This window comes from Streptosporangium amethystogenes subsp. fukuiense (genome assembly GCF_042665875.1).
Classification (GTDB): Bacteria; Actinomycetota; Actinomycetes; order Streptosporangiales; family Streptosporangiaceae; genus Streptosporangium; species Streptosporangium fukuiense.
In genome coordinates, this window is record NZ_JBHTEE010000001.1 from 3,968,551 (window position 1) to 3,990,503 (window position 21,953).

The window sequence follows — 21,953 nt, forward strand, 5'->3', positions numbered from 1 at the left end:
CCCGTCCCCCTGACCATCGCCCCTGGAAACCTCGCCTGAGACTACGGCCGCCCCGCGGCACGCATGATCGCCCGGCGGATGGGCTCGTACCCGGTGCACCGGCACAGGTTGGAGGTGAGCAGCTCCCGCAGCCGCTCCGGGTCGTCGACGATCGCGGGGTCGGACTCCAGCGCGGCGACGGCGAGCATGAGGAACCCCGGCGTGCAGAAACCGCACTGCAGCGCGTGCTCGGCGGAGAACGCCCGCTGGAGCGGATGCGGCTCACCGTCGCGACCCGCCAACCCCTCCACGGTACGCACCGAACACCCGTCGCACTGCACGGCCAGCAGCAGGCAGGAACGGACCGCACGGCCGTCGACCACGACCGTGCACGAACCACAGACTCCCTGTTCGCAGCCGAGGTGCGTGCCGGTCAGCCCGCAGTCCTCACGCAACACGTCACCGAGCGCGCGCCGGGGCTCCACATCCAGGCGGTGCACCCGGCCGTTCACCGTGAGCGTGATGTTCATCGCCACTCCCCAGCGGATCCGTCATGTCCGGCGTGCGCCTGCCGATCCGAGGCCGCCTGACACAGGGCGCGGCCGACGAGGACGGCGACGACCTGCCGCTGGTATTCGACGTCGGCGTAGGGCCGGGCGCAGGGGTCGGCGTCACCCTCGGCGGCTATCCGGGCGGCATGACCGAACGGATGGCCGTCAAGCGAATCCGGGTAGAAGTGAGCCGAACCGAAGAGGGCCGGGCCGCAGAGGGACGCGCCGATCTCGGCACCGATCAACGACAGCTCGGCGACCTGCGCTCGTACCGGCCGGTCCGCGGCGTTGGCGAGTCCGATGAACGCCTGGGTGATCACTCCGTCGAGCACGGTCAGGGCCACCGCGACCGCGACCTGGGCGAAGCCGGCGCGCGTCCGCCGGTGCTCGACGAACGCGACCCCGACGGTGTCGTCGAGCAGCGGCAGCCGGACAGACGTGATCATCTCCTGCGGCCGGCACTCGGTCCGGTGAGGACCGTGGAAGTAGTCATGAGCCGCGACCGTCCGCGTTCCCGCGCGCCCGCGCAACTCGATGTCGGCGTCCAGGCCGACGGCGACGGCGCCCCATTCGGCGGCGGGGTGTGCCCAGGCCAGACTGCCCGCCATGGTGCCCAGAGCGCGGATCGGCGGGTGCGCGATGTTGACGACGGTACGCGAGAGCAGCCTGCCGAGCGGACCGGGCGCCACCCGGGGCGACTCGAAGGCACGGTGCCGGACCAGGGCCCCGACCTGCAGCCCGCCGTCCTCCACCCGCAGCCGATCGAGGCCCTGGACCCGGTTGATGTCCACCACCAACTCCGGGAGACAGCGCCGGCAGCGCATCTCCAGGATCAGGCTCTGCCCGCCGGCGAGTATCCGCGCCCGCTCCCCGGCCTCGGCGAGCGCGCCCACCGCCTCGCCCACGGTCCCCGGCACGATGTAGTCGAAAGCGGCGGGCTTCACAGCCCCTCCCCCACCGTCGGCCCCACCATCGGAGCCGCGCCGGTAGCCGGCACGGCATGGCCGAGGACAACGGGCCTCACGGCCCCTCCCCCGCCGTCGACCCCGCCTCGGAGCCGACCGCCGCGGCGCGGGCCGCTCGCCACACCACGTCCGGGGTGAGCGGCATCCGCAGCAGGTCGGGATCGGTGACCCCCAACGCGTCGGCGACCGCGTTGACGATGGCCGCGGGAGTGCCGATGCACCCCGACTCTCCGGCCCCCTTGGCTCCCAGCGGCGTCCACGGCGTCGGAGTGCTGGTCTCCCGCACCTCCAGCGGCGGCATCTCGGCGAACGTCGGCAGCAGGTAGTCCAGCAGGCCGTAGGGCAGCAGCGGCACCCCGGCCTCGTCGTAGGGCACCCCCTCGTACAGCGCCTGCCCGATCCCCTGCGCGATCGACCCCCTGGCCTGCCCCTCGACCGCCGCCGGATTGAGCATCACCCCGCAGTCGTCCACCGCCACCAGCCGGAGCACCCGTACGGTGCCCAGCCCCGGGTCGACCTCGACGACGGCGGCGTGGGTGCCGAACGGAAACGCCATACCCGACTCGAACCGCTCGTCCACCCGCAACGACCCGGTGACCCGCACCAGCTCGCCGAGGTCCAGCGCGACCGCGTCGTCCGCGCGGGAACTCAGCGTGCCGCCGGACCAGGCCACCTCCCCGACCGGCAGTCGCCACAGCCGCGCGGCCCGTTCCCGCGCCAGGCCGATCAGCGCGGTGGCCGCGCGGTGCAGGGCCGGGCCGCCCACCTGTGCCGAGCGGCTGGCGTACGAGCCGACCCCGTCGGCCAGTTCGTCGGTGTCTCCTTCCGCGAACCGGACCCGCGAGGAGTCCAGGCCGAGGGTGGCGGCCACCAGCGCGGAGAAGGTCGTCTGGTGGCTCTGCCCGCTGGAGGCGGTACCGCACCTGGCGATCACCGTGCCGTCCGGGCACGCCTCGACACCGCCGAACTCGTGCAGGCCGCCCTCCTCACCCCCGGATCGTTCGACGTAGCAGGAGAGCCCGATGCCCAGGGGCAGGGCGGTCACAGAGGCCCGGCGCCGAACCCGCTCGGCCCGCCACCCGTCGTAGTCGAGGGTCTTCAGCGCCAGATCCAGCGCCCCGGCGTAGTTCCCGCTGTCGTAGCGCCTGCCGGTGGGCGTCTCGTACGGGAAACGCTCGGGTGGGATGAAGTTGCGTCGCCGTAGTTCCGCCGGGTCCATGCCCAGCCGATCGGCCAGCACGTCCATCGACCTCTCCAGCGCGAACGCCGCCTCCGGCCGCCCGGCGCCGCGGTAGGGGTAGGTCGGCATGGTGGTGGTCAGCACCGAACGAACCGTGGCGTGCACCAGGGGCGTGGCATAGGCGCCGGTGGCCATCCGGGCGGTCTGCATCGGCAGCCCCGCCCCGATGTGCGGATAGGCCCCCACGTCGGCGTCGATCCTCAGCTCGTACGCGAGCAGCAGCCCCTCGGCGTCGGCGGCCAGCCGGACCCGCTGGTCCTGCCCCCGGCCCCGGGTGGCGGCCAGCAGCGACTCGGCGCGGTCCTCGATCCACCGGATCGGCGCCCCCAGCGTCAACGCCAGAAAGGCGACCGTGAGGTACTCGGGAAAGGTGGCGCTCTTCGACCCGAACGCACCGCCGCTGTCGGGCGTCACCACCCTGATCCGCTCGACGGGCAGGTCCAGCGCTCCGGCCAGCTCCCGCCGGAGCCGGTACGGCGCCTGGTGGGAGCACCACACGGTCAGCCGGTCCTTCTCGGGGACCGCGAGGAACGCCCGGCACTCCATCGGCGACGGCAGCAGCAACTGCTGGCGGTAACGCGCCTGCACCACGACCGCCGCCCGTCCCCAGACGGCCTCGTCGATCGGCACACCGACCGACCGTTCCAGCACCACGTTGTCCAGGCCCTCGAACAACGGAACAGAGCCGTCCAGGGCCTCGGCCACCGACACCGCGGGCGGAAGCGGGTCCGTCCGCACGACGATCTCGGCCACCCCGTCCTCGGCCCGGTAACGGTCCTCCCCGACCACCACCGCGACCGCCTCACCCGCGTACCGCACCCGGTCGACAGCCAGCGACGGCCAAACCCGCCCCGCCACCACCTCCGCCGAGGACATCCCCGCGAGAGCCGTCAGGGGAACCGGCGGCAACCCCGGAAGATCGGCCGCCGCCCAGGCCCCTCGCACCCCGGGAATCCGACGAGCCGGAGCACAGTCCACCCCGCACAACCGGCCGTGTGCCACAGAACTTCGTACGAACGCCGCGTCCAGGCACCCCGGCACCGCGATGTCGGCGACGTAGCGGCCATGACCGGTGAGCAGCCGCGCGTCTTCCCGCCTAGCCCAGCCATGTGCCACGACGTCCTCCGCCCCCCGGATTCAGCCCAGCAATTCTAACTCACATAACGCCACAAAACTTATATATTACCTTGAACCAAGGCCTAGTGGAATCAGGGTTGCAGCATAAATATCACCAAAAATCCACTATGCCTGCACCAAAGTAACCACTCACTTCAAACCAGAAATAACTCCCAGGCCTCGCAAATCGATAAAATGGATGAAGAAGGCGCGACCGTCTCAAGCTTCAGAGAAGCCGAGGAAAGCAGCCCGGGCCGCGCACAAGAAAGCGCACCCCCGGGCAGACCGGAGGCCTGAAGAACCAGACCCCCGCCACGACGGCCCCGCCCGGAACACCGGCCCGCCGCAACGCGAACCACGCCGACCGGCGAGCCGAAACAGCCCCGGCCGCTCGCCGCACGACATCAGCGAACCGGATGCCCCGCCCCCCGCAAAGCGTCCTTCACATCACCGATCTTGAGCTGCCCGAAGTGGAACACCGACGCCGCCAGCACGGCGTCCGCCCCCGCCTCCACCGCCGGAGGGAAATCGGCGACCGAACCCGCACCACCGCTGGCGATCACCGGAACCGACACCACCGCCCGTACCGCCCGGATCATCTCCAGGTCGTAGCCGTCCCGGGTCCCGTCACCGTCCATCGAGTTGAGCAGGATCTCCCCCGCCCCCAGTTCGGCGCCCCGCCGGGCCCACTCCACCGCGTCGATCCCGGTCCCCCGGCGGCCACCGTGCGTGGTCACCTCGAAGCCGGACGGCGTCGGCGGCCCGTCGACGACCCGGCGGGCGTCCACCGAGAGCACGATGCACTGCGCCCCGTACCGCTGCGCCGCCTCGGTCAGCAGCTCGGGCCTGGCGATCGCCGCGGTGTTCAGCCCCACCTTGTCCGCGCCCGCCCGCAGCAGCCTGTCGACGTCCTCGACCGAGCGCACCCCCCCACCCACGGTCAGCGGGATGAACACCTGCTCGGCCGTCCGGCTGACCACGTCGTACATCGTCGACCGGTCGGAGCTGGAGGCCGTGATGTCAAGGAACGTCAGCTCGTCGGCCCCCTCCGCGTCATAGCGGCGGGCCAGCTCGACCGGGTCCCCGGCATCGCGCAGGTTCTCGAAGTTGACACCCTTGACCACCCGCCCGGCGTCCACGTCCAGGCAGGGAATCACTCGTACCGCGACACTCATCGACGACTCCTCACGAACGGACGGCGGCGAGGGCGTCTTCGAGGGTGAAGGCCTGCGCGTACAGCGCCTTGCCCACGATGGCCCCCTCGACGCCGATCGGGACCAGCGAGGCCAGCGCGCGCAGGTCCTCCAGGGACGAGACCCCGCCACTGGCGACCACCGGCTTGTCAGTGCGGGAGCAGACCTCGCGGAGCAGGTCCAGGTTGGGACCGCGCAGCGTGCCGTCCTTCGTGACGTCGGTGACGACGTAGCGGGAGCAGCCGTCCTTCTCCAGCCGGGCCAGCACCTCCCACAGGTCACCGCCCTCCTGGGTCCAGCCCCGGGCGGCCAGGGTGGTCCCCCGGACGTCGAGGCCGATCGCGACCCGGTCACCATACTCAGAGATGATCTTGGAGCACCAGGCGGGGTTCTCCAGCGCCGCGGTACCGATGTTCACCCGGCGGCAGCCGGTGGCCAGCGCGAGCTCCAGGGAGACGTCGTCACGGATGCCCCCGGACAGCTCCACCTTCACATCCAGCGCACCGACCACCGTGGCGAGCAACTCGCGGTTGCTGCCCCGGCCGAAGGCCGCGTCGAGGTCGACCAGGTGGATCCACTCGGCTCCGGCCTCCTGCCAGGCGAGCGCCGCGGACAGGGGGTCGCCGTACGACGTCTCGGTGCCGGCCGCGCCCTGGACCAGGCGGACCGCCTGACCGTCGGCGACGTCCACGGCGGGGAGCAGCTCAAGCGACATCTGTTCAAGACCTCCGGTCGAAGACAAGGGTGAGAAAAAGCGGAACGAACAGCAAGGAAAGCACGAGCACGCCGAACCGCGCCGCCCAGGAGGACCACAGCAGCCAGACGATCACCTGCACGATCAGGAACAGCACCGCCGCGACGCCGTTCTGCGCCCGGCGGCGGCGGGCCATGATGCCCCCCTGGGAGACGATCCGGACGGGCCTGCCCGGCAGCAACGCGGTCACCTTGCCGATGCGCTCACGCCGCCGCGCCAGCCGCGCCTCCCGCTCGGCGCGCAGCGCGGCCAAGCGCGCCTGCTCGGCCTCCCGCTCGGCCCTGCGCCTGGCCCGTTCCTTACTCATCGAAGGCCCATCAAGAACTCACCCGACGGTCCCGAGCCAGTTGGTGAGCAACTGGGCTCCGGCGTCGCCCGACTTCTCCGGATGGAACTGGGTGGCCATCAGCGGGCCGTTCTCCACCGCCGCGACGAACGGCACCCCGTGCTCGGCCCAGGTGACCAACGGGTCGGCGAACCCCGGCCCCGGCTGGAGCTCCCAGGATCGCACGCCGTACGAGTGCACGAAGTAGAAGCGGGTGTCCGCCTCAAGCCCGGCGAACAGCACGGTCCCGGCGGGTGCCTTGACGGTGTTCCAGCCCATGTGCGGCAGGACCGGCGCCTCCAGGGACTCCACCGTGCCCGGCCACTCCCCGCATCCCTCGGTCGTGACACCGTGCTCGACGCCCGTCTCGAAGAGGATCTGCATGCCGACGCAGATGCCCAGCACCGGCCGCCCGGCCGCCAGCCGCCGCGCGATGATCCGCTCACCCCGCACCGCGCGCAGCCCGGCCATGCACGCGGCGAACGCCCCCACGCCGGGAACCAGGAGCCCGTCGGCCTCCATCGCCGCCTCGTAGTCGGCGGTCACCGTGACCTCCGCGCCGACCCGGGCCAGCGCTCGCTCCGCCGAACGGAGGTTGCCCGAGCCGTAGTCGAGAACGGTTACCTTCTTCACCACCAGAGCACCGCCGCCGTGGTCGCCAGGGCCGCGAGAGCGGCGAGCAGCACCGCGCCCTTCTTCAGACCCTGTTTGAGGAATGAGACGATCCCACCCACCAGGAAAAGCGCGACGAAGGCCATCACCATGGCCGACCAGTTGTCACTCACGGTCGCCTCCCCCTCCCGTCGGGAAGAATCACAGCACACCCTTCGTGCTCGGCACCCCGGTGGCGCGCGGGTCACGCTCGGACGCCGCCCGCAGCGCCCTGGCCAGGGCCTTGAACTGCGCCTCCACGATGTGGTGGGCGTTGCGGCCGTAGGGGACGCGCACGTGCAGGCAGATCGCGGCCTGGGCGACGAACGACTCCAGGATGTGCCTGGTCATCGTCGTGTCGTACTCCGGACCGATCATCGGAGCCATGCCCTCGGGCTCGCTGTGCACCAGGTACGGCCGCCCCGACAGGTCGACCGTGACCTCCGCCAGCGACTCGTCCAGCGGGCAGGAGGCGTTGCCGAACCTCCGCAGGCCCGACTTGTCGCCCAGAGCCTCACGGAACGCGGCGCCCAGCGCGAGCGAGGTGTCCTCGATCGTGTGGTGGGCGTCGATGTGCAGGTCACCCTCGGTCTTCACGAGCAGGTCGAACAGCCCGTGCTTGCCGAGCTGGTTCAGCATGTGGTCGAAGAACCCGACACCGGTGGACACCTCGACGTTCCCGGTGCCGTCGAGGTCGACCTCGACCAGCACCGAGGTCTCCTTGGTGACGCGCTCGACGCGACCGCGACGCGGTGCGGTGATACTCACCAGAACCTCCCGAGGATGCCCCGGCCTTCAGGCCGGGGAGGCATTGGGAGCGGGAGTGCCGCCCAGGCCCGAGCGTGCCCTGACCGGTCAGTCATTTCGATCAGCTTCTTTCTGAGTCGTGTAGCCGTAGCCGTCCGCGCGCTGAAGGTGGCGGACGTGCCGGTGGTTGATCCCGGTGACGCGACCGTGCCGGGTGGTGATGTCGAACGAGCCGGAGGAGCGGACCAGGACTCGCCCGGTGTGGACCCCGGCCTTCTTACCCGCCGGAACGTTCGCCCGGACCAGGTCGCCGGTCTGGAAGCCGTGGCGCAGTTTGATCCGTGACCGGAGAAGGCGGGGGAACCCGTATCGGTCGGGGGTGGTGCGGGCGTAGGCGCCGCGCCCGGTCGCCGTGACCACCAGGACCGTGGACGGCCAGGCGGTCACGGTCTCCAGTTCGCCGACGTGCAACGCGTCCAACGTGTGCGACTTCGGCGCGCCGGTGCGCGAGCGGTTCCACTTCGTACGACCGCCCGAGGCGGTGTGAACGGACAGGCCGGTCGCCTCCAGTGCCCGCCACAGCACCCATCGGGTGGCGTTGACGGCGGCGGCGTCCCGCAGCGGAGCCTTCGCCTGCTTGAGGATCTTCGTCAGCAGGGCGGGCTTGTCCTTGAGGAACTCCTGCACGGGGGCGGCGCTCTTGGTCTGGTTACACGGGATGCAGGCCAGGGTGAGGTTGCTGACGCGGTCGGAGCCGCCCCGGCTGCGGGGATGGATGTGGTCGAGGTTGAGCGGTACGTCGCTGGCGCCGCAGTAGACGCAGGTGCGCCCCCACTTGGCGAGCAGGTATTCGCGGACCTCATACCCGGCGAGGGTGCCCTGCTGGTATTCCGCTCCTTCGAGCGGCCTCCCGGCCGACAGGGCATGGGTGTCGAAGGAGACCTTCTCTACGTGGACGGCGGCCACGGGCGCCCACCGGGTCAGCCGCGCCACCCACGACACGGTGGTATCGACGCGGTGTCGCAGCGACGGCGCGAGCCATCCTTTCGGTGTGGTGCGGTTGAGGAACCGGGGGGAGCGGTAACGCAGGTTCCGCCACCGCCTACCTCGCCGGTACGCGGCCCGCGAGGTGAGCCTGTCACGGATCAGCGCGCCCCGATGGTCAAGCTGGATCACATACCGTCCGGCCCGGCTCCCCTCATGGCCGGTGAACACGGCCAGACCGGTGTGCTTGGAGCCGGGGTCGATACCGACCTGCACGCCTGCCACGGTGGAGTCGGCGGCCGACCGGTCTTTGAGACGGATGACGAACGGGGTGTGACGGGCCACCACGGCTCGCCCTGCCGCCAGCAGGCGACGGGCCCGGGCGGGGTGGCAGGGGTCGAGCGGGTGACCGTGGGCGTCCAGGACGAACACGGCCGGATGAACCTCACGGTTCACTCCCTCGGACGCCGAAGCGCCCTCGGGGTGACGCCGAGCGGACCGGGTGCCGGTCCGCTCGATCTCCCCTCGCCCAGGTCGAACACCAGGTACCGCCGCGAGGCGGTGTCCGTGAGCCGTTTCGTGCCCACCCTCGGGCGTGTCTGCTCCCACGGATTCCAGAGCGGCAGGCTGAGGAAGCACCCGCCGGTGGGTCTGCGATCTCGTGTTCAACGTAGCCATCAAAACGCACCTCCTTGAGCTGATGGCCAGGGCTGGTCAACGCGGGGCTTGTCAAGCGCATCGCTGCACCTCAAGCCCCCTCCCTCAGGAGGGGGTCGTTGACAGGATCTCCTCCAGGGCGGCGCGGAACGCCGCCATCTCCTCTGTCGTTCCGATGGACACTCTCAGCCAGCCGGGCGGTCCCACCTCGCGGATCAGCACCCCGCGCTCCAGCAGGCCCTGCCACACCGCGCGCCGGTCCGGGAACAGCCCGAACAGCACGAAGTTGGCGTCCGAGTCGGCGACCTTCAGCCCCCGGGCGCGCAACCAGTCCACCACGGCGTCGCGCTCGGCCCGCAGCTCGTCGACGGCGCCGAGCAGTTCGGCGCGGTGGGCGAGCGCGACGCGCGCCGCCGTCTGGGTGAGCGTGGACAGGTGGTAGGGCAGGCGGACCAGCAGCAACGCCTCGACCACCGCCGGATGGGCGGCCAGGTAACCGAGCCGGGTGCCGGCCATGGCGAACGCCTTGGACATCGTCCGCGTGACGATCAGCCGGGGGTTGTCCGGCAGCAGGGTCAGCGCCGACGGGGTGCCGGTACGGGCGAACTCGAAGTAGGCCTCGTCCACCACCACCATGCCCGGCGCCGCCTCGACGATCCGGGCGATCACCTCCGGGTCCAGGGCGGTACCGGTCGGGTTGTTGGGCGAGGTCAGGAAGACGACGTCGGGCCGGTGCTCCTCGATCGCGGCGACCGCCTTGCCCGGGTCGATCCCGAAGTCGTCCTCACGCGCCCCGGAGATCCACTCGGTCGAGGCGCCGGTGGTGATGATCGGGTGCATCGAGTAGGACGGCTCGAAGCCCATCGCGGCGCGGCCGTGGCCGCCGAAGGCCTGCAGGATCTGCTGGAGCACCTCGTTGGAGCCGTTGGCGGCCCAGACCTGCTCCACGGCGAGGCCGTGACCGAGATAGCCCGCCAGCTCCCGACGCAGGTCGAGCGCGTCGCGGTCGGGGTAGCGGTTGAGGTCGGCGGTGACGCCCCGTACGGCCTCCGCCAGCTCGGCGACCAGCGAGGCCGAGGGCCCGTAGGGGTTCTCGTTGGTGTTGAGCCTCACCGGGACGTCGATCTGGGGGGCACCGTACGGCGTGCGCCCCCGGAGATCGTCTCGGATCGGCAGGTCTTCGAGCTTCACGACGGGATCTCCACCTCGAACCGGAAAGGGAAGGGCACTCACTAGGGCACCTCCCAGGCGAACCGCGCCCTGATCGCCGCGCCGTGCGCCGGCAGGTCCTCGGTGTCGGCCAGCACGCACACGTGGGCGGCGGCACCGGCCAGCGCCTCACGGCTGTAGTCGACGACGTGCACCCCGCGCAGGAACGTCTGCACCGACAGTCCCGACGAGTGGCAGGCGCAGCCGCCGGTGGGCAGCACGTGGTTGGAACCGGCCATGTAGTCGCCCAGCGAGACCGGCGCGTACGCCCCGACGAAGATCGCCCCGGCGTTGCGGACCCGGGCGGCCAGCGCGGACGCCTCCGCGGCGTGGATCTCCAGGTGCTCGGCGGCGTAGGCGTCGACGACGCGCAGCCCCGCCTCCATGTCGTCGACCAGCAGGATGCCGGACTGGCGCCCGGAGAGCGCCTCGGTGATCCGCTCGGTGTGCTTGGTGGCGGCGACCTGCCGGGGCAGCTCCCGCTCGACGGCCTCGGCCAGCTCCATCGAGTCGGTGACCAGCACGGCGGCGGCGATCGTGTCGTGCTCGGCCTGGCTGATCAGGTCGGCGGCGACGTGCACCGGGTTGGCCGTGGAGTCGGCGAGGATCGCGATCTCGGTCGGACCCGCCTCGGAGTCGATGCCGATACGACCCTTGAGCAGGCGCTTGGCCGCGGCGACCCAGATGTTGCCGGGGCCGGTGACCATGGTGACCGGCGGGCACTCCTCGGTGCCGTAGGCGAACATCGCCACCGCCTGGGCGCCGCCGACCGCGTAGACCTCGTCCACGCCGAGCAGCGCGCACGCCGCCAGGATGGCCGGGTGCGGCAGGCCGCCGAACTCGCGCTGCGCGGGCGAGGAGACCGCCAGGGAGGCCACCCCCGCCTCCTGGGCCGGGACGACGTTCATGACCACGCTGGAGGGGTAGACCGCCCGGCCGCCGGGGACGTACAGCCCCACCCGGTCGACGGGCACCCAGCGCTCGGTGACGGTGCCGCCCGGCACGACCTGGGTGGTGACGTCGGTGCGCCGCTGGTCACGGTGGACGAGGCGGGCGCGGCGGATCGACTCCTCCAGGGCCGCCCTGACCTTCGGGTCGAGCCCCTGCAGCGCCCCGGAGATCGCCTCGGCCGACACCCGGGTGGACTCCAGCTCGACGCCGTCGAACCTGGCGGTCAGCTCCCGCACCGCGGCGGCCCCACGATGATGCACGTCGTCGCAGATGGGCCGCACCTTCTCCAGGGCGGCTTCGACGTCGAGGTCGGCGCGGGGCAGCACGTCGCGAAGGTCCTCGGGCAGAGGGCCTCGCAGGTCGGTACGCGAAATCACTTGTTCAGTCTACGGAGGTCCGCCACCCGGTATCGTCGCGTCCATTATCCGGACAGCGCCTTTACTATGTAGATTTTAACCAGCCGCTACGCTCTCCCCGTGAGCAAGAGCAAGAGCAAGGGCGGTCAGGGAACCCCCGCGACCGTGGCCCTGACCCAGGCGGGAGCCGACTTCACCCTGCACCCCTACGAGCACGACGCGAACGCGCAGGCCTACGGCGAGGAGGCGGCGGACGCCCTCGGCGTGCCGTACGGGCAGATCTTCAAGACCCTGGTGGCCGAGGTGGAGGGCGGGCTGGCCGTCGCGGTGGTGCCGGTGGCGGGCAAACTCGATCTCAAGGCGTTCGCGGCGGCGCTGAGCAGCAAGCGGGCCGCGATGGCCGACGCGGCCAAGGTGGAGCGGGTGACCGGCTACGTGGTCGGCGGCATCAGCCCGCTGGGACAGCGCAAGCGCCTGCCGACCGTGGTCGACGCCTCCGCGCTGGACTTTCCGACGATCTACTTCTCCGCCGGCCGGCGCGGGCTGCAGATCGAGACCTCCCCCTCGGAGCTGGTACGCCTCACCGGAGCCGTCACCGCGCCCATCGGCAAGAGCGGCTAGCGAAGGCTTTCCGCCGGAGGGGAGCCGGCCAGGCCCCGGCCCACCGCACAAGGTGGGCCGGAGGTCCCCGGGCGGTCCTGTCGAAGGTTGCCGAGGCGGCACGCGGCGACGTTCGGCCAGACTCTTCTGCGACAGGCCGTACCGATCGGGGGACAGATGCACTACCTGACCGCTACCGAGATGCTCGAACTGCTGCGCACCAGGCAGGTCAGCGCGGTCGAGCTGCTGGAGGCGCACCTGCGGCGGATCGAGGAGGTCAACCCGGCGGTCAACGCGATCGTCACGCTGACCGCCGAACGCGCCAGGCGGGAGGCGGAGGAGGCCGACCGGGACCTGGCCCGCGGCCACTGGCGGGGACCGCTGCACGGGCTGCCGGTCGCGCACAAGGACCTGGCCGACACCGCGGGGATCCGCACCACGTACGGCTCGCCGCTCTTCGCCGACCACGTCCCCGACACCGACGCGCCGATCGTGCGGCGGATGCGCGAGGCCGGGGCGATCACGGTCGGCAAGACCAACACCCCGGAGTTCGGCACCGGCTCGCACACCGTGAACGAGATCTTCGGCGCCACCCGCAACCCCTACGACCCGACCAGGTCGGCCGGGGGCAGCAGTGGCGGGGCCGCCGCCGCGCTGGCCACCGGCATGGTGGCGCTGGCCGACGGCTCCGACATGGGCGGCTCGCTGCGCAACCCCGCCTCCTTCTGCAACGTGGCGGGGCTGCGGCCCACCCCCGGGCGGGTGCCGGCGCCGTCGGCCGTCGCGGCCTGGTTCACCCTCGGCGTGCCGGGGCCGATGGCCCGTACCGCCGGGGACCTGGCGCTGCTGATGAGCGCGATCGCCGGGTTCGACGCCTCCTCCCCCCTGTCGATCGCCGAGAGCGGCACCGTCTTCGCCGGGCCGCTGGAGGCGGACCTGACCGGGCTGCGCGTGGCCTGGAGCCCGGACCTGGGCGGGCTGCCCGTCGACGCGGAGACCGCCAAGGTCACCGCGGACGCCCCGGCCGTGCTCGCGGAGCTGGGCGCGCGGGTGGAGCGGGTGGAGCTGGACCTGTCGGACGCCGAGGACGCCTTCCGGATCTACCGGGCGTGGTACTACGCGCTCTGCTACGGCGACCTGCCGCAGGAGCGCCTGGGGGCGAACGTGCGCTGGAACGTCGAGCGGGGCCGCGAGGTGACCGGGGCCGACCTGGCCCGCGCCGAACGGCTGCGCAGCGGGCTCTACCGGCGGATGGACGCCTTCTTCGACGAGTACGACTTCCTGATCGCCCCGGTCAGTCAGGTACCGCCGTTCCCGGTGGACGCCCCGCACGTCTCGGAGATCAACGGGCAGGCGCTGCCCGACTACCTGGCGTGGATGCGCTCGGCCTACTGGATCAGTGTGCTGCACGCACCGGCGGCGTCGGTGCCGTGCGGGTTCACCTCGGACGGGCTGCCGGTGGGCGTGCAGATCGTCGGGCGCCCCTTCGCCGACATGGCGGTGCTCCGGCTGGCCCACGCCTTCGAGCGCGCCACCGGGCACGGCGCGCGCAGGCCGCCCCGCTGACCGCGGCCGCCGCGCCTACCGGCCGTCGATGTCGTGCGGCGGCAGCGGCCCGTAGGGGTCGCCGCCGAACGGATGGCGCAGCGGCGAGTCGCGGTAGCCCGCGACGCCCTCCAGGACGAAGAAGGCGCCGGCGGCCAGCGTCGGCCACGCGTACAGCACGCCCCTGGCGGTCAGCGCCAGCGGCCCCGGGACCAGCGGCACGGAGCTCCCCGAGGCGACGACGCTCACCGCGCCGAGGTTGGCCGCCTCGCCGACCAGCAGCGTGAGGTGCGCGCCGAGCAGGCCGCCCGCGGCCAGGCCCACCACCACCGGCAGCGGGCGGCCCCCGCGCGACACGCCGTAGCCGATGACCCCGCAGACCAGCCCGAGCACGCCCGTGATGACGGCGAACCAGCCGTCGGCGGCGATCAGCGCCTGCGTGGAGGGATCGGCCAGCAGCGGCCCCTTGCCCGTCATGACGTACGGGGGGCGCGGCGCGGCCAGCGACCACAGGATCCCGGCGCCGGCTCCGGCCAGGGCGAGCACCAGCACGGTGATCACGAAGTCACGCACAGCGCGCACCACGGCCCCCTCACCCTCTGTGCAGATGTGCCCGATGTTACCCATCCGCCCGCCCGGCGCCACCCGAGGTCCCGACCGAATCCCGTTACGCTTACGGGGTGAACGAAGAGGCATGGTTGATCGAACCCTCCGGGCCGCTCCGCGGTGACGTCGAGGTCCGCGGCTCCAAGAACGGCGTCTCCAAGCACATGGTCGCCGCGATGCTCGGCACCGGTGAGAGCACGATCCAGAACGCCCCGGACGTGGGCGAGGTGGGGATCACCGCGCAGATGCTGAGGGCGCTCGGCATCGACGTGGAGATCAGCTCCGGGGAGATCACCGTCGCTCCCGGAGAGCAGGTCAACCCGCACGTCCCGGCGGCGTTCACCGGCCTCAACCGGATCCCGATCCTGATGCTGGGCCCGCTGCTGCACCTGGCGGGCGAGGCGTTCGTGCCGCTGGTCGGCGGCGACCCGATCGGCCGCCGGCCCGTCGACTTCCACGTCGAGGCGCTGCGCGCGATGGGCGCCGAGGTCGAGGTGAGCGACACCGGCGTGTACGCCAAGGCCAAACGGCTGCGCGGCACCCGGCTCGAACTGCCCTACCCCAGCGTCGGCGCCACCGAGACGATCCTGATGTCCGCGGTGCTGGCCGAGGGCAAGACCGTGCTGAAGGGCGCGGCGATGGAGCCCGAGGTGGTGGAGCTCGCCCTGTTCCTGCAGCGCATGGGCGCGCGCATAGAGCTGAGCCCGGACCGGCGCATCGTGATCGAGGGGGTGGAGCGCCTGCACGGCGCCTCCACCTGGCTCAACGGGGACCGTATCGAGGCGTTCTCCTACCTGGCGGCCGGTCTGATCACCGGCGGCCAGGTACGGGTGCACGGCTGCCCGCAGGACCGGCTGGTCACCGCGATCACCACCCTGGCCAGGATGGGCGCCGAGGTCGACATCACCGACGACTACCTGTCGGCGTCGGCGCCGCACGGGCTGCGGGCCGCCGCGGTGCAGACCGACACGCACCCGGGGTTCATGACCGACTGGCAGACGCCCCTGATGGTGCTGTTCACCCAGGCCCAGGGCATGTCGGTGCTGCACGAGACCGTGTTCGAGAACCGCCTGGTCTACGTGCCCGCCCTGCAGAAGATGGGCTGCGAGATCGAGGTGTTCGACGTCTGCCTGGGCGGCCCGGCCTGCCGCTACCACGACACCAACGCCAAGCACTCGGCGGTCGTGCGCGGCGTGTCCAGGCTGAGCGGCGCCGACGTGACGCTGCCCGACATCCGGGCCGGGTTCTCCGCCGTGCTGGCCGCGGCCGCCGCGGAGGGTGTCTCCACGCTGCGCGGGGTGCACCACATCGAGCGGGGCTACCACCGGCCGTTCGAGCAGTTCGCCTCTCTCGGGCTGAAGATCAGTCGAGAAAAGGTGCAGGACGGGTAAGGATTGGCAACCGGGTGTTTATGGGTGATCATCCGGTTGCACGTTACCTTGTGTGACATCGCACCCGGAGGTGAGACGCGGACCCGGCGCGTGCCTGCGCGTTCTGGCGGCCTGCGGGGTGCTCGGCGGGCTGCTGGCCGCCCTGGCCGCGCTGCCGCTGGTCGGCACGGTGGGGATCACCGTCAACAACGTCACGAGAACCCTGACTGACCTGCCGCCGAGCCCCCGGGAGAACCCGCTCGCCCAGCGCACCGTGCTCCTGGACCGGAACGGCAGGCGGTTCGCCCAGTTCTACACGGAGAATCGGACCGTCGTACGACTCGACCAGGTCGCCCCCGTCATGCGTGAGGCGATCGTGGCGATCGAGGACTCGCGCTTCTACGAGCACGCGGGCCTGGACGTCAAGGGCACCCTGCGCGCCCTGGTGACCAACACCAAGGCGGGCGGGGTGCGCCAGGGCGGCTCCTCGCTCACCCAGCAGCTCGTGAAGAACATCCTGGTCGAGAACTCCGAGACCGAGACCGAACGCGCCCAGGCCCGCGCGCCCAGTATCCAGCGCAAGATCACCGAGCTGCGGTACGCGCTGGCGATGGAGAAGAAGTACACCAAGGCCGAGATCCTGGAGCGCTACCTCAACATCGCCTATTTCGGCGCGGGGGCCTTCGGGGTGGAGGCCGCCGCCCAGCGGTTCTTCTCGGTCGCGGCCTCCCGGCTGACCCTGGCGCAGGCGGCGACACTGGCCGGCGCGGTCCGCACCCCGTACGCCACGGACCCGTCGCTGGACGCGGCGCGCAGGAAGAGGCTGCGAGAGCGCAGGGACATCGTCCTGGAGCGGATGGCCCAGCTGTCGTACGTCCCCCGGCCCCAGGCGGAGGCCGCCATGAGACGGCCGCTGAACCTCCGGCTGCAGCCGCAGCCCGGCGGCTGCGACGGGAGCGTCTATCCCTACTTCTGCCTGTACGTGCACAGGGAGCTGCTGACCAACCCGGTCTTCGGCCACAGCCGCGCGGAGCGGGAGCGCCGCCTGGCCAGGGGCGGGCTGGTGCTCCGCACCACCCTGGCGCCGAGGGCCCAGCGGGCCGCGGAACGCGCCATCGCCGCGCGCGTCGGCACCAAGGACACCGAGGTCGCCGCCGAGGCCATGATCCAGCCTGGCACCGGGCGGATCCGGGCCATGGCGGCGAGCAAGAAGTACGGTCTCAACAGCGGCAACAGGAACAACGGCCCCCGCACCACCTACAACCTGGTCGCCGACACCGCGCACGGAGGCGGCCAGGGATTCCAGGCCGGGTCGACGTTCAAGGTGTTCACCCTGGCGACCGCGCTCGGCCAGGGCTGGCGGTTCGACCAGGGGTTCATGACGCCCGGCAGTTTCGTGCCCGACAGCGGTTTCAGGGACTGCCGGGGCCGCAAGGTCAACGACCCCGGCGCGGAGATCTTCAACGCGAGCGGCGAAGGCAAGGGCGGCCCGCAGAGCCTGTCCACCGGCACCTGGAAGTCGGTGAACATCTTCTACATGATGCTGGAGCAGCGGGTGGGCCTGTGCCCGGTCGTCAGGACCGCCAAGGCGATGGGCATCGCCCGCGCCGACGGCGCCCCGCTGCGGGAGGTGCCGACCTTCACCCTGGGGGTGAACGAGATGGACCCGGTGACCGTGGCGGCGGCGTTCGCCGCGTTCGGGGCGCGGGGCCGCTACTGCCGTCCGCTGTCCATCGTCGAGATCGTCGAGCGGAACGGCAGGCACTTCCGCGTCCCGCCCAGTTGCGCGCAGGCGATCGAGCGCGACGTGGCCGACGCGGTCAACTACCTGCTGTCCGGGGTGTTCACCAAGGGCACCATGACCGGTCAGAGCATCGGCCGCCCGGCGGCGGGCAAGACCGGCACCAACAACGGCTACACGTCGGCCTGGTTCGCCGGCTACACCCCCGACCTGGCCGCGGCGGTCAGCGTGGGCGACATCCGCGGCTCCTACCGCTACCCGCTGCGCGACGTCGAGATCGGCGGCGAGTACTACGGAGCGGTCCAGGGGGCCTCCCTGCCGGGGCCGATCTGGGTGTCGTCCATGTCCGCCGCCCTGCGGGACGTCTCGCCGCGTTCCTTCCACCAGCCGGACATGGGCCGTTTCGGCGGTGGGTTCACCCCGGGCCTGAAGGAGGCCGAGGAGGCCGAGAAGGCCAAGCGCCGTAATGGGGGGCGCCGTGACGGGGAGGACGCCCACGCGGACGGGCCCCGCCGGCCTCGCGGTTTCTTCCGGAACCGCGGTTTCTTCCGGAACCGCGGTTTCCCTCGGGACCACGGTTTCCCCCGGGCCGCGGCCTCGGAGGATCACGACGAGGAAAGAGGAGGCGGCCTGCCGCCCGGCGACGCGTGGTAGGACCGGCCCAGGTCGTCCGGCCGCCGCCGGACGACCTGGGCCTGGCCGGTCGTGGTCACCGGACCACGACCGGGGACGACGCCCCCCTCACCAGCGGGGCCGGGGCACCGGATCCGTCGGCGGGGACCGACCAGACGTCCGGCCCCTTGGCGTACATCACGGTACGCCCGTCGAGCCACGCGACCTGGTCGTCGATGCTCGCGGTCTCGGCCAGCGGTGTCTCCCGCATCGTCGACAGCTCCAGCAGGTGGAGCCGCCACATCCGGCGCGGGTCGGCGGAGACCCGCTTCTTGAACACCAGCCGGGTCCCGTCGGGAGACAGCGACGGGCACTCGGCGTTCTCCCTGAGCGCCCGCACCCGCCAGTCGGCGTAGTCGCCCTCGACGAGATAGGTCCTCCCGCCGGTGGCGAGGGTCGCGTAGAACCGGTTGTCGTCGGCGGCGAAGGTCACCCCCCAGTAGTTCACGTCGACCGCGTGGTGACGGCGGCCGTTCAGGGTCAGCGGGATGTCCTCCATGTTGGTCACGGCATAGCCGGTGCGGGTGTCGAGGATCCCCGTCCAGGTGGAGAAGCCGCCCTCGTTGTAGGAGTCGCCGGTGACGAACACGGTCCACGACGCCATCCGGCCGCTCTGCGACATCCGCGCCCGGTTCGGGATCCCGGCCAGCCTGATCCGCCGGGTCTCCCGCATGGAGCGGTCGAGGATCACCGCGTCCGTGCTGACCAGCGCCCCGGGCCTGGCGACCAGGCAGATCGAGGTGCCACCCGCCGTGGAGAACCGGTCACAGACCGGACCCGCGGCGGCGGGCAGGGCCGAGGTGTCGCCGAGCGGCACCCCGGCGACCTGGCCGGCGGCCGTACGGAACATCAGCCGCCCGGGACGGAGTACTCCGCCGTCCGCCGCCGGGGCCGAGACCGGGACGGGGTCGCGGCGTGCGGCCCAGGCCGCGTAGCCGGCCGCCGTGCCGCCGAGGACGGCCACCGCGACGAGCAGCGCCGGCAGGCGCCTGACCGGGGTCACGACCGCCTCCCCGCCCGAAGTGGCGACACCGGGAGCGACATCACAGGTACCTCCTCATCACGAACCAGGCGCCGGGCACGCAGGCCGCGAGGCCCGCCGCCATGACGGCCAGTCCCTGGGTGCTTCCCCACGCCGTCCAGACGGCGCCGAACAGGACGGATGACAGCAACCGGGCCGTCGCCTGACCGGTCTGGAGCAGGGCCAGGCCGCTCGTACGCAGGTGCTCGGGGAGCATCGGCCCGGCCACGGCCATCAGCACGCCGTCGGTCGCGGCGTAGAAGGTCCCGTGCAGGATCAGCACCGCGACGAGCCATCCCGGTCCGAGCAGCACGAGGTAGGCGACGATCAGGGCGGCGTGCCCGGCCAGGAAGACCGGCACCCGGCCCAGCCGGTCCGCGAGCCGCCCGACGGGCACGGCCAGCAGCAGGTAGACGGCGGCCGTGCCGATCGACAACAGCGGGAAGTACACCGCGTCGATCCCGCCGCGCCTCTGCAGCAGCAGGTAGACGAACGCGTCCCCGACGGTGACCAGGCCGAGAACCGCGGCCACCACGCACACCCGCCGGAACGCCGCGTCGCGCAGCAGTCCCAGCGCGGCGCGCGGCGAGGTGGCCGGGCGCGGGGCGGACAGCGGGGTGCGCCGGTCACGGACGTACATGACCAGCAGCAGCACGCCGAGCGCGGCCACGCAGAAGCTGACCACGAACACCGCGTCGTAGGCCCCGCCGGTGCCCGTCAGGACGGCGAACGCCACCAGCGGGCCGAGCAGCGCGCCGACGGTGTCCATGGCCCGGTGCACGCCGAACGCCTGACCGAGCTTGCCGGCCGGGACGCTCAGCGAGATCAGCGCGTCACGCGGGGCCGTGCGCAGTCCCTTGCCGGTCCTGTCGACGGCGATCACCGCGCTCAGCGCCGCGACCGAGCCGCCCGCCGCCGGCAGGGCCGGCTTGCAGAGCGCGGACAGCCCGTACCCGATCCCGGCGATGAGTTTGCGCCGCTGCCACCGGTCGGCGAGGTTGCCCCCGGCGAGGCGGACCAGCGCCGTCACGCCGAAGGAGAGCCCGTCGAGCAGGCCGAACTGCAACGGGCTGAGACCGAGGAAGAGCGTCAGGTAGAGCGGCAGCACGGCCGTGACCATCTCCGAGGAGATGTCGGTGACCAGGCTGACCGCCCCGAGCGCGAACACGTTCCCGGGGACGGCCCGGGAGAACCGGGGCCGCGGACGTGCTCCGTCCGCGGTCCGGCTTGCCGAGACGTACATCTAGTGGCAGGCGTAGGTGGGGCCGGTGTCCTTGACCGAACCGTCGGTGCCGATCAGCTGCCAGGAGAACGCGGCCGGGGCGAAGGTCATCTTGACCACGCCGTAGACGTCCACCAGCCGCTTCTGGCTGTTGGGCTGGACGTTCGTGATCCCGTACGGTGAGGCGCCGCCCATGCCGCCGAGGATCTCCACCATGCCCTTGGGGTCGGCCTGGGCGTCGGGGTTCTGCGGGGCGAACCGTTCGTAGTGGTGGTCGTGGCCGTTGAGCACCAGGTCGGCTCCGGCGGCATAGAGGATCTTCCAGACCGGCTTGCCGACCGGGTCGTTGCCGTGCTCGCCGGAGCTGAACAGCGGGTGGTGCCAGTAGGCGGCGATACAGCCCTTGGTGTTCGCGGCCAGGTCGGCCTTGAGCCAGTTGATCTGGGCCGTCTGGTCGAAGTAGTTGGAGTCAAGGGCGATGAAGTGCCAGTTGCCCCGGTCGTAGCTGTAGTAGGTCTTGCCCTGCGGGGTGGCGATGGAGCCGAAGTAGCCCTTGTATCCCGCGTAGGTCCCGGCCGGGTCGTAGGTCTCGTGGTTGCCGACGGCGGGGCGCGTCTTGCTCTTGAACTTGCCCCACGTCTTGTCGTAGTAGTTCTGGAAGTCCGAGAGCCGGGCGTCGTCGTACTGGTTGTCGCCCATGGTGATGACGAACTCGGGGTTCATCGCCTGGACCTGTGCCGCCGTCTTGGGGTGGGCGCAGGAGCTGGAGCTCGCGGTGCACTGGGCCGCGATGTCACCGGCGGCCGCGACGACGAAGGTGTCGCCCGGAGTCACCGTCGGGGTGGGGCCGGGGGTGGAGGTGCCGCCGCCGAACACCTGGAACTCGTACAGGGAGTAGCCGTAGGAGGTGCCCCTGACCGTGCCGTGCATGCGGACGTAGCGCCCGGAGCCCGACAGGCCGGTCAGGTCGTCCTGGCCGCCGTCGCCGCTGCTCGTGGAGTAGACGGTGGTCCAGTTCGCGGCGTCGTCGGAGACCTGGATCGTGTACGCCTTGCCGTAGGCGGCCTCCCAGAACAGCTTGACCCGGGAGATCGGGGAGATCACCCCCAGGTCGACGCGGATCCACTGGGGATCGCTGCCCTCCAGGGAGGCCCAGCGGGTCGAGGTGAGGTCGCCGTCGACCGCCTTGCCCGAGCTGTAGGAGGAGCCCTCCTTGGACGAGGAGGAGGCGGGCCTGCCCTGCGACAGCAGGGTCTCGGCGGCTTCGGCGCGGCCGGTGGTGACCAGGACCCCGGCGAGGAGGACGGTGACCGCAGAGAGGATGAGAAGGAGGCGGTGGGGGGCGGGGTGAGGCGTGCTTGATGACACGTGCTTGTCTCCTGTGGGGGCTAGAGACGACGATCACGACGCCCGTCGCGGCGCCGTGCACAACGTGGCCGGGGCAGCACGATCCCTCGCTGAGCGCGTCACGTCCCCTCCGGGACGCCGCGCCAAGCCA

20 protein-coding genes are annotated in these 21,953 nt (G+C 71.7%); 4 read left to right on the forward strand and 16 right to left on the reverse strand.

What is annotated here, in order from left to right:
- Positions 1–41: 41 nt before the first annotated feature.
- The 12 genes from ACFQVD_RS16730 to hisD all read right to left on the reverse strand — a co-directional run bounded on the left by ACFQVD_RS16730 (position 42) and on the right by hisD (position 11,699).
- Positions 42–509 (reverse strand): (2Fe-2S)-binding protein, encoded by a 468-nt coding sequence (locus tag ACFQVD_RS16730; RefSeq protein WP_343968658.1) that lies wholly within the window; start codon positions 507–509, stop codon positions 42–44.
- Entirely contained in the window at positions 506–1,474 is a 969-nt protein-coding gene (locus tag ACFQVD_RS16735) for an FAD binding domain-containing protein (protein ID WP_343968656.1), read from the reverse strand. Before ACFQVD_RS16735 ends, ACFQVD_RS16730 begins: the two co-directional genes overlap by 4 nt.
- Positions 1,475–1,550: 76 nt before the next feature.
- Complete coding sequence (locus ACFQVD_RS16740) at positions 1,551–3,851, reverse strand: xanthine dehydrogenase family protein molybdopterin-binding subunit (RefSeq protein WP_343968654.1); 2,301 nt, start codon at positions 3,849–3,851, stop codon at positions 1,551–1,553.
- Between the two features lie 404 nt (positions 3,852–4,255).
- Complete coding sequence (gene hisF, locus ACFQVD_RS16745) at positions 4,256–5,026, reverse strand: imidazole glycerol phosphate synthase subunit HisF (RefSeq protein WP_343968652.1); 771 nt, start codon at positions 5,024–5,026, stop codon at positions 4,256–4,258.
- A gap of 10 nt (positions 5,027–5,036) precedes the next feature.
- A complete protein-coding gene (gene priA / locus ACFQVD_RS16750) occupies positions 5,037–5,759 on the reverse strand; it encodes a bifunctional 1-(5-phosphoribosyl)-5-((5-phosphoribosylamino)methylideneamino)imidazole-4-carboxamide isomerase/phosphoribosylanthranilate isomerase PriA (RefSeq protein WP_343968650.1) in 723 nt (240 codons plus the stop codon).
- 4 nt (positions 5,760–5,763) lie between these two features.
- Positions 5,764–6,105: a hypothetical protein gene (locus ACFQVD_RS16755; RefSeq protein ID WP_343968648.1), complete on the reverse strand. Its 342-nt coding sequence runs from the start codon at positions 6,103–6,105 to the stop codon at positions 5,764–5,766.
- Between the two features lie 18 nt (positions 6,106–6,123).
- On the reverse strand, positions 6,124–6,759 hold the full coding sequence (gene hisH / locus ACFQVD_RS16760; RefSeq protein WP_343968646.1) for an imidazole glycerol phosphate synthase subunit HisH: 636 nt from the start codon (positions 6,757–6,759) through the stop codon (positions 6,124–6,126).
- A complete protein-coding gene (locus ACFQVD_RS16765; protein ID WP_343968644.1) occupies positions 6,753–6,908 on the reverse strand; it encodes a hypothetical protein in 156 nt (51 codons plus the stop codon). Before ACFQVD_RS16765 ends, hisH begins: the two co-directional genes overlap by 7 nt.
- Before the next feature lie 28 nt (positions 6,909–6,936).
- A complete protein-coding gene (gene hisB / locus ACFQVD_RS16770) occupies positions 6,937–7,542 on the reverse strand; it encodes an imidazoleglycerol-phosphate dehydratase HisB (protein ID WP_364149545.1) in 606 nt (201 codons plus the stop codon).
- Between the two features lie 87 nt (positions 7,543–7,629).
- Positions 7,630–8,937, reverse strand: a complete 1,308-nt coding sequence (iscB, locus tag ACFQVD_RS16775; RefSeq protein ID WP_343968642.1) for an RNA-guided endonuclease IscB — start codon at positions 8,935–8,937, stop codon at positions 7,630–7,632.
- A gap of 330 nt (positions 8,938–9,267) precedes the next feature.
- Positions 9,268–10,353 carry a histidinol-phosphate transaminase gene (locus tag ACFQVD_RS16780; RefSeq protein ID WP_343968640.1) on the reverse strand — a complete coding sequence of 362 codons (1,086 nt, stop codon included), beginning with the start codon at positions 10,351–10,353 and terminating at the stop codon, positions 9,268–9,270.
- 41 nt (positions 10,354–10,394) lie between these two features.
- Positions 10,395–11,699, reverse strand: a complete 1,305-nt coding sequence (hisD, locus tag ACFQVD_RS16785) for a histidinol dehydrogenase (protein ID WP_343968638.1) — start codon at positions 11,697–11,699, stop codon at positions 10,395–10,397.
- Between the two features lie 99 nt (positions 11,700–11,798).
- On the opposite strand from hisD, the gene ybaK reads away from it, so the two are divergent.
- Positions 11,799–12,299: a Cys-tRNA(Pro) deacylase gene (ybaK, locus tag ACFQVD_RS16790; protein ID WP_343968636.1), complete on the forward strand. Its 501-nt coding sequence runs from the start codon at positions 11,799–11,801 to the stop codon at positions 12,297–12,299.
- Positions 12,300–12,386: 87 nt separating this feature from the next.
- Positions 12,387–13,844, forward strand: coding sequence for an amidase (locus ACFQVD_RS16795; protein WP_343968634.1), 1,458 nt, complete (start codon positions 12,387–12,389; stop codon positions 13,842–13,844).
- 15 nt (positions 13,845–13,859) lie between these two features.
- Here ACFQVD_RS16795 and ACFQVD_RS16800 read toward each other — a convergent pair whose 3' ends face one another.
- Positions 13,860–14,405, reverse strand: a complete 546-nt coding sequence (locus tag ACFQVD_RS16800; protein ID WP_364149540.1) for a hypothetical protein — start codon at positions 14,403–14,405, stop codon at positions 13,860–13,862.
- A 98-nt stretch (positions 14,406–14,503) separates the two neighbouring features.
- Between ACFQVD_RS16800 and murA the strand changes: the two genes are divergently transcribed.
- Positions 14,504–15,820 (forward strand): UDP-N-acetylglucosamine 1-carboxyvinyltransferase, encoded by a 1,317-nt coding sequence (gene murA, locus ACFQVD_RS16805; protein ID WP_343968630.1) that lies wholly within the window; start codon positions 14,504–14,506, stop codon positions 15,818–15,820.
- Between the two features lie 70 nt (positions 15,821–15,890).
- Complete coding sequence (locus tag ACFQVD_RS16810; RefSeq protein ID WP_386271481.1) at positions 15,891–18,194, forward strand: transglycosylase domain-containing protein; 2,304 nt, start codon at positions 15,891–15,893, stop codon at positions 18,192–18,194.
- A gap of 55 nt (positions 18,195–18,249) precedes the next feature.
- On the opposite strand, the gene ACFQVD_RS16815 is transcribed toward ACFQVD_RS16810, so the two are convergent.
- From ACFQVD_RS16815 to ACFQVD_RS16825, 3 genes are all read right to left on the reverse strand, one after another.
- Positions 18,250–19,215, reverse strand: a complete 966-nt coding sequence (locus ACFQVD_RS16815) for a hypothetical protein (protein ID WP_343968626.1) — start codon at positions 19,213–19,215, stop codon at positions 18,250–18,252.
- Positions 19,216–19,255: 40 nt separating this feature from the next.
- Positions 19,256–20,401 (reverse strand): MFS transporter, encoded by a 1,146-nt coding sequence (locus ACFQVD_RS16820; RefSeq protein WP_343968624.1) that lies wholly within the window; start codon positions 20,399–20,401, stop codon positions 19,256–19,258.
- 75 nt (positions 20,402–20,476) lie between these two features.
- Positions 20,477–21,823 carry a galactose-binding domain-containing protein gene (locus ACFQVD_RS16825; protein ID WP_343968622.1) on the reverse strand — a complete coding sequence of 449 codons (1,347 nt, stop codon included), beginning with the start codon at positions 21,821–21,823 and terminating at the stop codon, positions 20,477–20,479.
- Positions 21,824–21,953 lie beyond the last annotated feature (130 nt).

Coding starts and splice junctions, on each gene's coding strand:
- ACFQVD_RS16755 (WP_343968648.1), bottom strand. CDS start 6,105: ATGAGTAAGGAACGGGCCAGGCGCAGGGCCGAGCGGGAGGCCGAGCAG.
- ACFQVD_RS16730 (WP_343968658.1), bottom strand. CDS start 509: ATGAACATCACGCTCACGGTGAACGGCCGGGTGCACCGCCTGGATGTG.
- hisF (WP_343968652.1), bottom strand. CDS start 5,026: ATGAGTGTCGCGGTACGAGTGATTCCCTGCCTGGACGTGGACGCCGGG.
- priA (WP_343968650.1), bottom strand. CDS start 5,759: ATGTCGCTTGAGCTGCTCCCCGCCGTGGACGTCGCCGACGGTCAGGCG.